Origin of the sequence: Haematobacter genomosp. 1, assembly GCF_002196855.1 — a bacterium.
Lineage (GTDB): Bacteria > Pseudomonadota > Alphaproteobacteria > Rhodobacterales > Rhodobacteraceae > Haematobacter.
In genome coordinates this window covers 34,671-49,394 of record NZ_NIPW01000003.1, presented here as the reverse complement: position 1 = coordinate 49,394, position 14,724 = coordinate 34,671, and the positions used below count along the sequence as shown (strand labels likewise).

Genomic DNA, 14,724 nt, shown 5'->3' with positions numbered 1-14,724 from the left:
AGATGCGTGCACTTCAGATCGCCGCGACCGGCATGACCGCCCAGCAGATGCGGGTGGAGGTCACGTCGAACAACCTCGCCAACATGAACACGACCGGCTACGCCGCCCGGCGGGCAGAATTCGCCGACCTCCACTATCAGCAGATGACGCGACCCGGAACGATCACCGCCGCCGACGGGACAATCGTGCCCGCGGGTGTGCAGCTCGGCCTCGGGGTTCGTCCTGCCGCCGTATCAGTGCAGATCGCCCAGGGCACCCTCTCGCAGACGGGGGGGGATCTCGACATTGCCATCGAGGGGCGCGGCTACATCGAAGTCACACTGCCCTCCGGGCTGGCGGCCTACACGCGCGACGGGGGGCTCAAGCGCTCCGCCGAAGGGTTGATCGTCACGGCGGAGGGGCATGAAGTTGCCCCGGGCATCACCATTCCCACCGATGCGCGGACGATCTCCATCAATGCGGCGGGAGAGGTCTATGCCTATTTCAGCGACCGGGTGGAGCCCGAGATGCTGGGCCAGATCACGCTTGCAGGGTTTTCCAACGAAAAGGGGCTGGAGGCGATGGGCTCCAACCTGTTCACGGAAACGGAAGCCTCCGGCCCTGCGCTTCCCGGCAATCCCGGCGAAGATGGGCTGGGCACATTGCGGCAAGGATATCTGGAAAGCTCCACCGTCGATGCCGTGCGCGAAGTGACCCAGCTGATCGAGGCACAGCGCGGCTATGAACTGAACGCCAAGGTGATGACAGCGGCGGATCAGATGATGGCAGCGACGGCTCAGGTGCGCTGATGCGGCTGGCGGTGTTCCTTCTTCTGGCAGCTTCCCCCGCGGGAGCGGAGGCGCTGGTCGCGGCACATACGATCCGCGCGACAAGCGTCATCGCGCCGACCGATCTCGCGCTTTCGGCAGAGGTCGTGCCCGGCGCGCTTACCGACCCAGGCGATGCCATCGGTTTCGAGGCCCGTGTGGCGATCTATGCAGGACGCCCGATTCGTCCCGGCGACATCGCACCGGCCGCCGTGGTGGAGCGCAATCAGATCGTGCCCCTTGCCTGGCGGAAAGGCGGGCTGCTCATTCGCGCCGAAGGCCGCGCGCTCGGCCGTGCCGCCCCGGGCGAGGATGTCCGCGTTCTCAATCTCGCCTCGCGCACCACGGTGACCGGCATCGCCGGCCCGGACGGGACTGTGCATGTCGGCGGCACTCCCAAGGATTACACGCAATGAAAAACCGAGTTCTCGCCACCCTGATTCTGCTTCCGCTGACCGCCGCTTGCGGGCGCATGGCGGAGGTCGGGCGCGCACCCGCTTTCAAGCCGGTGGAGGACACCTACCAGATGCAGGCGATGTATGCGCTCCCCTCCCATACCGACGCGCGGGAGGGGCAGGCCCCCGCCGCCTCGCTCTGGAACGGGGGGCGCGAATCGCTGCTGGGCGACAGGCGCGCGGGCATGCGGGGGGATATCCTGACGGTGGTGATCGAAATCGATGACCGGGCGGAGATCTCCAACACCACGGGGCGCTCCCGGCAGGGGTCCGACACGATGGGGATACCGCAGCTGTTCGGCCTTCCCCAGCGTCTGAACGAAAAGCTTCCCGAAGGCGCGGGCATGGCGGAGGCGATCTCCACCGGCTCGGCCAGCAACTACAAGGGCAACGGCTCCGTCAAACGGCAGGAGAAACTCACGCTCCGCGTGGCGGCCACGGTGGTCGAGCGCCTGCCCAACGGTGTGCTGCGAATCGAGGGCAGTCAGGAGGTACGGGTGAACTTCGAGCTGCGGGAGCTTCTGGTGACCGGCTATGTCCGCCCCAATGACATCACCCGCCAGAACGAGATCGCCTATGACAAGATCGCAGGCGCTCGGATCGCCTATGGCGGGCGCGGTCAGATCACCGATGTTCAGCAGCCGCGCTACGGCCAGCAGATCAGCGACATTGTCCTGCCGTTCTGAGGAGAAACCATGAAGCGCCTTCTTCTCCCGATCCTGCTTTGCGTCACCGGTCTTGCCGGAGGGGTCGCTGCCGGCATCGCGCTCCGGCCGGCACCGACGGAGGAGGAACCGGCCCCGCCTCCCCCGCCAGCGCTGCGTGACTATGCCCGGCTCAACAACCAGTTCGTGGTCCCGGTGATCCGGCAAGGTGAAACGCGGGCGCTCATCGTGCTCTCCCTCAGCGTGGAAGTGCCGCAGGGGCGGAGCGATGTCGTGCACCGGTACGAGCCGAAGCTTCGCGATGCGCTTTTGCAGGTTCTGTTCGATCACGCGAATACCGGCGGTTTCGACGGGGCCTTTACCGAAGGCGGCCCGATGATCGCGCTTCGCGCGGCATTGGGCGAGGCGGCCAGGGGCGTCGTGGGGCCGGATGCTCTGGACGTGCTCGTCACCGACATCGTCCGGCAGGACAGCAGATAGCCGCAGCCCTGCCCGGGGGCTCCCGCCCTGCTGCCCGGCAGTTCCCTAGCTACAAGATGCACCTACCCCGATCCACTCCGGCAGATCTCGCGGCGATCACTTGTCCTTCGCCGCGAGAAGGGAAAGCGCATCCTTCTGACCAAAGGCCCGCATCGCGCTCTCCCGGGCCTCCTCGATGCGCACGAGCCGGTTTGCCAGGTCCATATTCAGCGTCTCCATGCGTTGTCTGATCCATAAAGCGTGACGTTCGCCCAGCCGCTGATCGTCCCGACGCGCCAGCAGCGCGCTATCGGCCAGATGCCGCATCTCGGATCGAAGCGTCTCCGCAGCCTCCGTCTCCCGACGGAGCGCGTTCAGTTTCAGATCGAGCCGGAGGCCCGCAAGATGCTCCAGTCGAAGCACGTCCCTTTTCATGCGCCCGTCCTCCGTGCGGCCCGCACGCGTTCGGCAAACCGGATAGCGATGGCAACCGCCCGGTAATGCTCCGGCCGGATACGCGTACCAACCTCCACCGTTGCATGAAGGGCCCGGGCCGTGGGCGGATCGCTATGGATCGGGACACCATGCTCCGCCGCCATGGCGCGGATACGGGCAGCCACCTCATCGACACCCTTGGCAAGACAGAGCGGCGGTCCAGGTTCGCTCCGCGACCATTTCAGCGCCACGGCATAATGCGTGGGATTGACGATCACCACATCGGCCTTCGGCATATCGGCCATCATGCGGTTCGTGGCGATCGCCTCCGCCTTGGCGCGACGCTGCTGCCGGATATGAGGGTCGCCCTCCTGCTCCTTCATCTCGTCCGTTACTTCCTTCCGCGTCATGCGATTGCGGCGAAGGAAATCGAAACGCTGCCACAGATAGTCCAGCACCGCGAAAACCACCGCGATCGTGAGGATCGGGACAAGAAACGCCAGAAGAAGCTCCCCCAGCAGGCCGGCTCCTTGAGCGGGCGCCAGATGGGGCGCGGTCAGGAGCAACGACATGCGGTTGGAGAGAAATACGCCGAGCAGTCCCGCGATGAGAAGGAGCTTGATGAAGCTTTTCAGGAATTCGACCAGCCCGGTGGGGCCAAATTTCTGCTTCGCATTGGCAAGGGGCGAGATGCGTGAAAGTTTTGGCTCGATCTTGGATGGTGCAAAGATCATTGCCCGTTGTGCAAGGGTTGCGAGCAGCACCAGCGCCGCCGGGAGAAGAAAAAAGGGGGCGACCGATCGGACGGCGGACAACATGACGCCAGACATGCCCCCTTCCGGCGTGGCGACAAGCCCTTCCGCCACCATGTCCGCCTGCCCCAGCAGCAGGCTGCCGAGCGTCCCTATTCCATCGACCGCCGCGTGTCCTGAAAACAGCCCTGCCAGCAGCAGGCCGCCATAGGCCGCCGCCGTGCCGATATCCGCAGACCGGACGACCTCCCCCTTCCTGCGCGCGTCGTCGAGCCGTTTCTGTGTCGGCTCATGTTCCTTTTCGGCATCGTCGCTCATGGCATGCCGAACGGTGCGGAGAGGAATTCGGCGAACCGCCCGATCCAGACGCCCAGCATGACGGGCGCGAGCAGCGCCAGAAGCGCGATCCCGCCAAGCACCTGTGCCGGCGCGCCGACCAGAGACACCATGAGCGACGGCATCGCGCGGTTGATCGCCCCGATTGCAAGGTTGTAGAGCGTGCCCCCGATCACGAAGGGCAGGGCAAGGGAAAAGGCCAGCCAGAAGCTTTCCGCGATCAACGCCACTCCCCAACGGGTCATCTCCGCAGCAACCGGACGCCCCCCCGCGGGTAGCAGGTCGTAGGACAGGATAAGATATTCCGCGAAGCGCACGTGAAGTCCGATCGTCACGGCGAGAGCCAGACCCGCAACGGTCAGAAGATGGGAGACGACAGGCTGCGGCTCGCCCACCGTGCCGAACATCTGGGCCAGCGAGATCGTTTGCGCGACGATCGCGCCCGCGGTTTGCAGGGCGAAAACAAAGAGCCGCAGCGCCGCGCCAAGTGCAAGACCGATCAGCGTCTCCGTCAGCAGCGGCAGGCCGAGAAGGGCCTCCTCCGTCGCGATGGCGGCCACCCTGTCGGCAACAGGCGGCAGAACGATCGCCGTGAAGGCCAGCGCCAGCACCAGACGGATGCGGACCGGCACCGACTGTTCGCCGAAGGCGGGCAGGAGCGCCATGGCGGCGCCAACGCGGAGGAAAACGGCAAAACCGGCAAGGAACATCTCCCGCAGGGAAAGGACCAGGTCGAGCAGCGCCGCGTCCAGCGTCATGCCGGAACCTGCCCGACGAGGGAGGGACGCGCGTCGAAGCCGATCTCGTCGAACGACAGGACGGGCGCGGAGAGGCCACGTGCGCTCATCACCGTGCGCAGGAACCGCCGCCGCAGCGGCGAGGTGATGACGGCGGCATGCACCCCCGTCTCCCCCGCCCGCGCCAGCTTTTCCGCGATGCCGTTGGCGAGCCGGTTGAACAGATCGGGCGGCAGGGCCACCTGCCCCCCAGTACCGCCCAGCTCATAGGTCGCAAAGCTCTGCTCCCACTCCGGCGCAAGCTGCACGAGGGGTATGGTGCCGTCAGGGCGGCGCAACTCGGCCACGAGTTGAAACCCGAGGCGCTGACGGACGTATTCGCAGACCGCTTCCGCATTCGGCAGCGCAGTTTTCGCTTCGGCTATTGTCTCGAGAATCACCGGCATGTTGCGGATCGAGACACGCTCCTCCAGCAGAAGCCTGAGCACGGAGAGCAGCAGGTCCATCGGCACACGCTCCGGGACAAGCTCATCTATCAGCCGGCGGTTGGCCTCCGCCCGCGTGCTGTCGGAAAGGTTTGTCATCTCGTCCAGCACCCGGCGAAGCTGGCGAAGCGTCAGCAGGCGACCGAAGTTCCGCTTGATGACCTCCAGCATGTGGGTTGCAAGCACTTCCGGCGGAGAGACGACCGTGGCGCCGGCAATCGCGGCTTCCTCCTGCCGGGAGGGGAGAAGCCAGCGGGCGGGCGCGCCATAGACCGGCTCCCGCACATCGTCCCCGGCCGGCATCAGCGCCTCCTCCGAGCCGCCGGGCATCAGCGCCAGAACCCTGTCCGCCTCCAGCCGATCGGCGGCCTGCTCCACGCCCTGAATGCGGATCCGATAGCCGCCCGGGGGCAACGTTGCATCATCCGTCAGCCGGATCTCCGGCAGGATCAGGCCGAATGTCGCGGCGACATGACGGCGCATGTTGCCGATGCGTGCATCCAGACCCGAAGAGGGATCGAGCACCATGGAAATCAGCGTGGGCGAGAACTCCACATGGATGTCATCCAGCTCCAGAATATCGCCCAGGGACTTCTCAGCCGGCTTCTCGACGATTGACGGTCCCTGAGCCGGTTCCGCGGCGCGCTTTTCCCGCCGGAGGCCGATCCAGGCGCAAAGGCCAAGCAGCGCCGCCCCCGTCATGAAGGGCAGAAACGGCATGCCGGGGACAAGGGCGAAGAACGCCATCAACCCGCCCACCGTGGCAAGTGCGGCGGGGTAGCGCCCGAGCTGACCGAAGAAATCGAGGTTGACCGCGCCCTTGGAGCCACCGCGGGAGAGCAGCAGTGCGGCGGCGACGGAAACGATCACGGCGGGGATCTGCGACACGAGGCCATCGCCCACCGTCAGGATCGCATAGGTTCGGAACGCGCCGCCGATGTCCATGCCGTGCAGGCCGATGCCGACGGCCAGCCCCACACAGATGTTCAGAAGCGTGATGATGAGGCCCGCGACCGCATCGCCCTTCACGAATTTGGAGGCCCCGTCGAGCGAGCCGAAGAACGTGGTCTCCGCCAGTTCCCGCTCCCGCCGCGCCTTGGCCTCCGCATGGTCGATGGCACCCGCCGCCATGTCGCTGTCGATGGCGAGCTGCTTGCCCGGCATCCCGTCGAGCGCGAAACGCGCGCCGACCTCCGCCATGCGGCCCGCGCCCTTGGTGATGACCATGAAGTTGACGATCATGAGCACGCAGAAGATCACCACGCCCAGAAAGACGTTTCCGCCCATCACGAACATGGCGAACCCCTCGATCACATGGCCCGCTGCCGCCGTCCCGGTATGGCCCTGCCCGATGATGAGCTTGGTCGAGGAGACGTTGAGCGAGAGCCGCAGCAGAAGCGTGGCGAGCAGGATCGTCGGGAAAGCGGAAAAGTCGAGCGGCCGTTCGATGAACAGCGTGATGGTGAAGATCAGGATCGCCAGCGCGAAGGAAGCCGCCAGCCCGATGTCCAGCACGAAGGCCGGCACAGGCAGCACCATCATCACGATCACCGCCATCAAGGCGACGGCGAGCAGGACCGTGGGATGAAAGACGAGCTTAAGGTCGAATTTCGCGGGCATGGCTCACTCCTGCGAGGGTGGGCCGATCAGCGGCCGGGAGGAGGGCGCGGAACCGGGAAACAGCGAGCCGCGCCGCCCGCGTTCGCCCCCCTGCAGCAGCGGGAACAGGTTCTGCCGGGGAGCAGGCTCCCCGCCGTTCAGGGCGAGCACGATATCCGGTATGTCGGGGATGCCGTCCTCCTCCGCCAGACCGGCGCGGATCGTGTCGAACCGTTCGCGGTAGCGCGCGGCATATTCGGGCGTTCGGGAGTGGAACGCGCCCGCGGCCGCGCTCCATGACCCGAATTCCCCGTGCAGCTCCGACAGGAAGCGCGCGGCATAGAGCGCGTTGCCGAGAGGATCGAACATCTCCTCCACCGTCTCGAACGCATCGCCGTGCCAGCGGTAGTTGATCTGGAAACACCCGACATCGAAGGACCGCGCGCCGCGGGCGAACTCCTGCCGGACATAGGCGAGCGCCGCCTCCGGCGTGTCGAACCAGCGCCCCTCGCCCTCCATGTTCACGGTCCAGGGCCATGACTGGAAGCGCCCGCCCTGCCGCCTGCCAGTCTCCGTGAGGGAGATGGCGCGGAGGACGGAAGCGGGCACGCCGCTCTGCCGCGCCGCGATCAGTGCCGCGCGTTCACAGACCGTCGCCGGATCGGCAACGGGAAGCGCGGCAACAGGGGTTGCCAGCAGGAGCAGGAGGAAAAGAAGAAAGCGCGCCATGGATCCCGCCCGGTTGGGGTTCTGGGATCAGGCTAGGGGAAGTTCCTTGAGATTCGGTAACCACCCCGGAAGAAAAACGCGGCCCCTTTCGAGGAGCCGCGCGGGAAGAGCCTCAGCCCTTCTTCAGAACCCGGCTGCCCAGCGTTTCCGCGATCTGAACGGCGTTCAGCGCGGCGCCCTTGCGCAGGTTGTCGGAGACACACCAGAGGTTGATGCCGTTCTCGATGGTGGAATCCTGCCGGATGCGGCTGATGTAGGTGGCGTATTCGCCGACCGATTCGATCGGCGTGATGTAGCCACCCGGCTCCCGCTTGTCGACGACGAGAATCCCCGGCGCTTCGCGGAGGATGTCGCGCGCCTCGTCCTCGTCGAGGAACTCCTCGAACTCGATGTTGATGGACTCGGAATGGCCGACAAAGACCGGAACCCGGACGCAGGTCGCCGTCACGCGCACCTTCGGATCGAGGATCTTCTTGGTCTCCGCCACCATCTTCCACTCTTCCTTGGTGGTGCCGTCCTCCATGAAGACGTCGATATGCGGGATCACGTTGAAGGCGATCTGCTTGGTGAATTTCGACGGCGCCACTTCCTGACCGGGGACATAAAGGCCCTTGGTCTGGTCCCAGAGCTCGTCGATGCCCGCCTTGCCCGCGCCGGAGACCGACTGGTAGGTGGAAACCACGACCCGCTTGATCCGCGCGCGGTCATGCAGCGGCTTCAGCGCCACCACCATCTGCGCGGTGGAGCAGTTGGGGTTCGCGATGATCATCTTGTTGCGGTAGTCCTCCACCGCCTCCGGGTTCACTTCCGGCACGACCAGCGGAACCTCCGGGTCGTAGCGGTAGAGCGAGGAGTTGTCGATAACGACGCAACCCGCCGCGGCAGCCCGGGGCGCGTAGATCTTGGTCGCATCCGAGCCGATGGCGAAGAGCGCGATGTCCCAGCCTTCGAAATCGAACGTGTCGAGATCCTTCGTCTTGAGCGTCTTGTCCCCGAAGCTGACCTCCGTTCCCAGCGACTTGCGCGAGGCAAGCGCGGTAATCTCGTCGATGGGGAATTCCCGCTCGGCGAGGATGTTCAGCATTTCGCGGCCCACGTTACCGGTGGCGCCCGCGACGACGACCCTGTAGCCCATCCGGACCTCCTGTCTGTCAAGGGACCCGGTCCCTTAGCCTAAAGGGGGGAAGGTGGAAAGGGCTTTGGTGGTTCGGGGGGCAATTCCGGCTGGCGTGTATCGGCGACGGGGGGTGCGTCCTCCGCCGACATGTTGAGCGCGGCGGCCATGAGCGCGCGGGTGTAATCGGTCTTCGGCGCGGCGAAGATCTCCGCCGCCGGACCCTCCTCCACCACATCGCCCGCGCGCATCACCATGACCTTGTGCGACAGCGCCCGCACCACCCGCAGGTCATGGCTGATGAACAGATAGGCGAGGCGGTGCTTCTGCTGCAGCCCGCGCAGCAGGTCCACGATCTGCACCTGCACCGTCATGTCGAGCGCGGAGGTCGGCTCGTCCAGCACGACGAGGCGGGGCCGCAGGATCATCGCGCGGGCTATGGCGATCCGCTGCCGCTGGCCGCCGGAGAATTCGTGCGGATAGCGGTACATGGACTCGGGGGGCAGACCCACCTCCTCCATGATCTCCGCCACGCGGCCGTGCCGCTCCGCCGCGGACAGGGTGCCATGCACGCCCAGCCCTTCGGCGATGATCTGCTCCACCGTCATGCGCGGAGAGAGGCTGCCGTAGGGATCCTGGAACACGATCTGCATGTCGCGGCGCACCGCCCGCATCTGCCGCGAGCGCCAGCCCTGGATGTCGCGCCCCAGAAACACGATCGGCCCTTCGGAGGAGATGAGCCGCAGGATGGCGAGGGCGAGCGTCGTCTTGCCGGAGCCGGATTCGCCCACCACCCCCAGCGTCTCCCCCTCGCGCACGGAGAGGCTGGCGCTGTTGACCGCCTTCACATGGCCGGTGACCTTGCGGAGAAAGCCCCGATGGATCGGAAACCAGACGCGGAGCGCGTCCGTCCTCAGCAGTTCCTCCGCGCCCTCCGGCACCGGGGCGGGGCGCCCCTTCGGCTCGGCGGCGAGGAGCTTCTGCGTATAGGGATGCTGCGGATCGGCAAAGACCGCCGCCGTGGGGCCGGTCTCCACGATCTCGCCGTCCTTCATCACACAGACCCGGTCTGCGATCCGCCGCACGATGCCGAGGTCATGGGTGATGAACAGCATGCTCAACCCCTCCTCACGCTTCAGTTCCGCCAGAAGGTCGAGGATCTGCGCCTGAATCGTCACGTCGAGGGCGGTCGTGGGCTCGTCCGCGATGAGCAGCTCCGGCCCGTTGGCGAGCGCCATGGCGATCATCACCCGCTGCCGCTGCCCCCCCGAGAGCTGGTGGGGATAGGCGTCCAGCCGGCTCTCCGGGTCTCGGATCCCGACCTTGCGCAGAAGTTCGAGCACACGCGCCCGCGCGGCGGAGCCGGAGAGGTTCTGGTGGAGCGACAGGCTTTCCGTGATCTGCTTTTCGATGGTGTGCAGCGGGTTCAGCGATGTCATCGGCTCCTGAAAGATGAAGCTGATGTCATTGCCCCGCACCTCCCGCAGCTTCGCCTCCGGCGCGCCGCGAAGCTCCTCGCCCTTGTAGCGGATGCTGCCCGTCACCTCCGCGCTGTCGGGCAGGAGCGAGACGGTGGACAGCGCGGTGACCGACTTGCCCGAACCGGATTCGCCCACCAGCGCCACCGTCTCCCCCCGCCCCACGGTGTAGGAGACGCTGCGCACGGCCTCATGCACCCGTCCGTCCTGCATGAAACGGACGTGAAGATCGCGGACATCAAGGACGGGATCGCTCACCGGAAGGTCTTTCTGGGGTCGAAGGCATCCCGCACCCCTTCAAAGATGAAGATGAGCAGGGACAGCATGATCGCGAAGGTGAAGAAGGCGGTGAAGGCGAGCCACGGCGCCTGGAGGTTGTCCTTGGCCTGCTGGGTCAACTCTCCCAGCGACGGATAGGAGGAGGGCAGCCCGAAGCCCAGAAAGTCCAGCGCGGCCAGCGACCCGATGGTGCCCGTGATGATGAACGGCAGCATGGTGACGGTCGCGACCATGGCATTCGGCAGCACGTGGCGGAACATGATCTTGCCGTCGGAGACGCCGAGCGCGCGGGCCGCGCGGACATATTCGAAGTTCCGCGCCCGCAGGAACTCCGCCCGGACGACCCCCACCAGCGCCGTCCAGCCGAAGGCGGTCATCAGGATCACGAGCAGCCAGAAATTCATCTGCCAGATCGCGCCCACGATGATGATGATGTAAAGGCTGGGCGTCGCCCCCCAGATCTCGATGATCCGCTGAAAGCTCAGGTCGATCCAGCCGCCGAAATAGCCCTGCACGGCGCCGGAGGCGATGCCGATCACCGTCGTGGCGAAGGTCACCACCAGCGCAAAGACCACCGACAGGCGGAAGCCGTAGATCACCCGGGCCAGCACGTCCCGCGCGGTATCGTCGGTGCCGAGCCAGTGCTGGGCATCCGGGGCGGACGGCGCGGTGCCCTGAATGTCGTTCACGGTGTTGTAGCTGTAGGGAATGAACGGCCAGATCATCCAGCCGGTCTGCACGGGCGCGCCGCCCACGGTTCCGGTGGCCTGCGCCTCCGCCATCGCGGCGGCGGGGTCATCCCAGCAGGCCTCCGCCCCACCGGTCGCGATCAGGCACTGCACCTCCGGGTCGCGATAGACGGCCTCCGTGGCGAAGTCGCCGCCGAAGGTCGTCTCCGGGTAGAAGCGCATCACCGGCACGAAAAGCTCCCCCCGGTAGCTCACCAGCAGGGGCTTGTCATTGGCCACGAATTCCGCGCAGAGCGCGATGAGGAACAGGACCGAAAAGATGACCAGCGCCCAGGAGGCACGCCGGTTGGCCCGGAAGGTCCGCCAGCGGCGGCGGGTCAGCTCTGAGACTGCCATCACTCAGGTCTCACGTGATTCGAAGTCGATGCGGGGGTCGATCCAGACATAGGTCAGATCCGACAGCAGCCCGAGGATCAGGCCGATCAGCCCGAACACATAGAGCGTGGCGAACATGACCGGATAATCCCGCGACACCGCCGCCTCGAAACCCAGCCGTCCCAGTCCGTCGAGCGAGAAGATCGTCTCAATGATCAGGCTGCCGCCGAAGAACACTGATACGAACAGCGTCGGGAAGCCCGCGATCACGATCAGCATCGCATTGCGGAACACGTGGCCGTAAAGCACCCGCCGCTCCGGCAGGCCCTTGGCACGGGCCGTCATGACATACTGCTTCTTGATCTCGTCCAGAAAGGAGTTCTTCGTCAGCAGGGTCAGCGTGGCGAAGCTGGAGATGGTGGAGGCGATGACCGGCAGCGTGATGTGCCAGATATAGTCCAGCACCTTGCCAATGGGCGAAAGCTGATCCCAGTTGTCCGAGGTCAGCCCGCGGAGCGGAAACCACTGCCAGTAGGAGCCGCCCGCGAACAGCACGAGCAGGAGCACCGCGAACAGGAAGCCCGGGATCGCATAACCCACGATGATGAGGCCGGATGTCCATGTGTCGAAAGGGGTGCCGTCCTTCACCGCCTTGCGGATGCCGAGCGGGATGGAGATGAGATAGGCGATCAGCGTGGACCACAGGCCGAGCGAGATCGACACCGGCATCTTCTCCAGCACCAGATCGACCACGGAGATGGAGCGGAAGTAGCTCTCGCCGAAATCGAAGCGCAGGTAGGACCACATCATGTCTAGGAACCGCTGGAGCGGCGGCTTGTCGAAGCCGAACTGCTTCTCCAGATCGGCGATGAAGTCGGGCGGCAGGCCGCGGGCGCCGAGATAGCGGTCGTCCCCCCCGGCGTTGCCCGCCGAAAGCTGTCCGGCCCCGGCATCGCCGCCGCCGCCCGAGATGGAGGAGAACACATCCCCCCCGCCCCGGACCTGCGCGATGATCTGCTCGATAGGGCCGCCCGGCACGAACTGCACCAGCGTGAAGTTGATGACCATGATCCCGATGAGGGTCGGGATCATCAGCAGGAGGCGGCGAAGGATATAGGCAGCCATCTTAGCGGAGCGCGCCCTGTGCCTTCAGCCGGCCGAGCTTTGCCTCGTCCATCCACCACATGCCGTCCCCGCGGGAATAGGGCGGCTTTTCAGGCGGCTTGCCGAACACGTCCCAGTAGGCGACGAGGTATTTGCCGGAGTACCAGTTCGGCACCCAGATCTGCTTGGAGCGGAGCACCCGGTCCAGCGCCTTGGCACGGGCGTCCAGTTCCTCGCGTGTTTTGGACTGGATGACCTTTTCGATCAGCGCGTCCACCACCGGGTCGGCCACGCCCGAGAGGTTGGCCGAATCCGGTGTCGCCGCCGCTTCGGCGGAGAAAAGCTGCCGGAGTTCGATGGAGGGGCTGAGCGACATGACGAACCGCCCGCTCATTATGTCGTAGTCGAAGTCCTTCTGCCGCTGCTGCATCTGCGCGCTGTCGATCCGCGTCAGGCGGGCATCCACGCCGATGCGGCGCAGGTTCTGGATATAGGGGTTTAGCACCCGGTCCATGGAGGTGCCGTCCTCGATGAATTCCAGCGTCAGCCGCTCGCCCTTCGCGTTCTGACGCATCCCGTCACCGCCGACGGACCAGCCCGCCTCGTCCAGAAGCTGCGAGGCGCGGCGCATGTTGCCACGGTCAAGCTGCTGCTTGCCCGAGACCGGCGGCTCGAAGGCGGGTGCGGTGAAGATTTCCGGGGGGAGCTTGTCGCGGAACTCCTCCAGCACGGCCAGTTCCTCCCCTTCCGGCAGCCCCTCGGCCTGCATGGGAGAATTCTCGAAGAAACTGTCGGTGCGTTTGTAGAGGCCGTAGAACAGCGTCTCGTTCGTCCATTCGAAGTTGAACATCAGCCCGATGGCCTCGCGCACGCGCGGATCCTGAAACTTCTCGCGCCGGAGGTTGAACCAGAAGCCCTGCGTGCCCGAGGGCGTCGCATCCTCCAGCTCCTCCCGCTTCACCCAGCCGCGCTCCACGGCGGGGAAGTTGTAACCCGTGGCCCAGAGCAGCGAGAAGAATTCCTGCTGGTAGAGGAACTGGCCGACCTTGAATGCCTCGAAAGCGGCATTGTTGTCGGCGAAATACTGGTAGGTGTAGCAGTCGAAATTCGCCATGCCGACATTCACCGGCAAATCCTTCGCCCAGTAATCGGGGTTCCGGCAATAGGTGATGGATCGGCCGGGCTGTGCGTCCTTGACCACGAACTGCCCCGATCCCACGGGCGGGCTCATCGTGGACTGGGCAAAATCGACGGTGTCGTAATAATGCTTCGGCAGGATCGACAGCCCGCCCGCCAGCATCGGCAGATCGCGGGTGGCCGCACCCTCCTTGAAGGTGAATTTCACCCGGTGCGGGTCCAGCGCCTCGACATTCTCGATGTCGCGGAGAGAGATGCGATAGGCGGGGGATCCCTTCTCCAGCAGCACCTTCCAGGTAAAGACCACATCCTCCGCCGTGATCGGCTGACCGTCGGAGAATGTCGCCTCCGGCCGCATGGTGAAGGTCACCCAGGAACGGTCCTCCGGATACTCGACGCTCGAAGCCACCAGCCCATAGGCGGCATCGGGATCGTCCGGCGCGCCGGAAAGCAGGCTGTCATAGAGCAGCCCCAGCCCCTGCGCCGGGTTGCCCTTCAGCACGAAGGCGTTCAGGCTGTCGAAGGTCTGGCTCGCTCCGGTGCCGCGGAAGGTCATCGTGCCGCCCTTGGGTGCCTCCGGGTTCACGAAGTCGAAATGCTTGAAATCGGCGGGGTATTTCAAATCGCCGAAGGTGGAGATCCCGTAGGAGGTGATGACCTTCTGCTCCTGCGCCGCAGCCATCGAAGAGCCGAGCGCCAGGAACGGCAGTGTCAGGAGCAGGACGCGGGAGGAAATCGCAGACGGCTTCCGTCCGGCGATAATAGTAGTCCTCGGGTCAACCGGCATCCTGTCCCTCCGATCAGCGTCGTTCCGCGCCAGCTAAGGGCGCAAGCGGCAAAGTTTCAAGTTGCGATTGCGTGAGAGACTGCGCCATCGGGCAGGATAGACGGAAAACCGACCACATACACCCCAAAGCGGCAGCGCGCTGAGCCGACGGTATCTGGGTGACGTTGCCCGGCGCCGGTTTCGTACCTCCGCTCTCCGCTCTCCGCTCTCCGCTCTCCGCTCTCCGCTCTCCGCTCTCCGCTCTCCGCTCTCCGCTCTCCGCTCTCCGCTCTCCGCTCTCCGCTCTCCGCTCTCCGCTCTCCG

The 14,724-nt window shown here is 65.6% G+C and carries 14 protein-coding genes; 4 read left to right on the top strand and 10 right to left on the bottom strand.

Translation table 11 applies throughout. The features are described 5' to 3' along the window. The first annotated feature begins 2 nt into the window (after positions 1 to 2). Genes flgG through CDV49_RS00335 form a run of 4 tightly spaced genes read left to right on the top strand, consistent with a single transcriptional unit; the run spans position 3 to position 2,406 of the window. Positions 3 to 788, top strand: coding sequence for a flagellar basal-body rod protein FlgG (gene flgG, locus CDV49_RS00350; RefSeq protein WP_088213601.1), 786 nt, complete (start codon positions 3 to 5; stop codon positions 786 to 788). Continuing rightward, a complete protein-coding gene (flgA, locus tag CDV49_RS00345; RefSeq protein WP_088213600.1) occupies positions 788 to 1,222 on the top strand; it encodes a flagellar basal body P-ring formation chaperone FlgA in 435 nt (144 codons plus the stop codon). Before flgG ends, flgA begins: the two co-directional genes overlap by 1 nt. Next, positions 1,219 to 1,947 carry a flagellar basal body L-ring protein FlgH gene (gene flgH, locus CDV49_RS00340; RefSeq protein ID WP_088213599.1) on the top strand — a complete coding sequence of 243 codons (729 nt, stop codon included), beginning with the start codon at positions 1,219 to 1,221 and terminating at the stop codon, positions 1,945 to 1,947. The genes flgA and flgH overlap by 4 nt, the downstream gene beginning before the upstream one ends. A gap of 9 nt (positions 1,948 to 1,956) precedes the next feature. Beyond that, entirely contained in the window at positions 1,957 to 2,406 is a 450-nt protein-coding gene (locus tag CDV49_RS00335; protein ID WP_088213598.1) for a flagellar basal body-associated FliL family protein, read from the top strand. A gap of 96 nt (positions 2,407 to 2,502) precedes the next feature. Here CDV49_RS00335 and CDV49_RS00330 read toward each other — a convergent pair whose 3' ends face one another. The 10 genes from CDV49_RS00330 to CDV49_RS00285 all read right to left on the bottom strand — a co-directional run bounded on the left by CDV49_RS00330 (position 2,503) and on the right by CDV49_RS00285 (position 14,421). Continuing rightward, on the bottom strand, positions 2,503 to 2,820 hold the full coding sequence (locus tag CDV49_RS00330; RefSeq protein WP_088213597.1) for a hypothetical protein: 318 nt from the start codon (positions 2,818 to 2,820) through the stop codon (positions 2,503 to 2,505). Next, positions 2,817 to 3,890, bottom strand: coding sequence for a flagellar type III secretion system protein FlhB (gene flhB, locus CDV49_RS00325; RefSeq protein ID WP_088213596.1), 1,074 nt, complete (start codon positions 3,888 to 3,890; stop codon positions 2,817 to 2,819). The genes CDV49_RS00330 and flhB overlap by 4 nt, the downstream gene beginning before the upstream one ends. Then, positions 3,887 to 4,666: a flagellar biosynthetic protein FliR gene (locus CDV49_RS00320; protein ID WP_088213595.1), complete on the bottom strand. Its 780-nt coding sequence runs from the start codon at positions 4,664 to 4,666 to the stop codon at positions 3,887 to 3,889. Before CDV49_RS00320 ends, flhB begins: the two co-directional genes overlap by 4 nt. Continuing rightward, on the bottom strand, positions 4,663 to 6,750 hold the full coding sequence (gene flhA / locus CDV49_RS00315; protein WP_088213594.1) for a flagellar biosynthesis protein FlhA: 2,088 nt from the start codon (positions 6,748 to 6,750) through the stop codon (positions 4,663 to 4,665). Before flhA ends, CDV49_RS00320 begins: the two co-directional genes overlap by 4 nt. A gap of 3 nt (positions 6,751 to 6,753) precedes the next feature. After that, complete coding sequence (locus tag CDV49_RS00310; RefSeq protein ID WP_256947166.1) at positions 6,754 to 7,458, bottom strand: lytic transglycosylase domain-containing protein; 705 nt, start codon at positions 7,456 to 7,458, stop codon at positions 6,754 to 6,756. Positions 7,459 to 7,570: 112 nt separating this feature from the next. Beyond that, a complete protein-coding gene (locus CDV49_RS00305; RefSeq protein WP_088213593.1) occupies positions 7,571 to 8,593 on the bottom strand; it encodes an aspartate-semialdehyde dehydrogenase in 1,023 nt (340 codons plus the stop codon). A 38-nt stretch (positions 8,594 to 8,631) separates the two neighbouring features. Further along, positions 8,632 to 10,263, bottom strand: a complete 1,632-nt coding sequence (locus CDV49_RS00300) for an ABC transporter ATP-binding protein (RefSeq protein ID WP_088213677.1) — start codon at positions 10,261 to 10,263, stop codon at positions 8,632 to 8,634. 41 nt (positions 10,264 to 10,304) lie between these two features. Next, entirely contained in the window at positions 10,305 to 11,414 is a 1,110-nt protein-coding gene (locus tag CDV49_RS00295) for an ABC transporter permease (protein ID WP_088213592.1), read from the bottom strand. 3 nt (positions 11,415 to 11,417) lie between these two features. After that, positions 11,418 to 12,518, bottom strand: a complete 1,101-nt coding sequence (locus tag CDV49_RS00290) for a microcin C ABC transporter permease YejB (RefSeq protein WP_088213591.1) — start codon at positions 12,516 to 12,518, stop codon at positions 11,418 to 11,420. A gap of 1 nt (position 12,519) precedes the next feature. After that, the gene (locus CDV49_RS00285) at positions 12,520 to 14,421 is read right to left on the bottom strand and encodes an extracellular solute-binding protein (RefSeq protein ID WP_088213590.1); all 1,902 of its coding nucleotides are present in this window, start codon (positions 14,419 to 14,421) and stop codon (positions 12,520 to 12,522) included. Between the last annotated feature and the right edge of the window lie 303 nt (positions 14,422 to 14,724).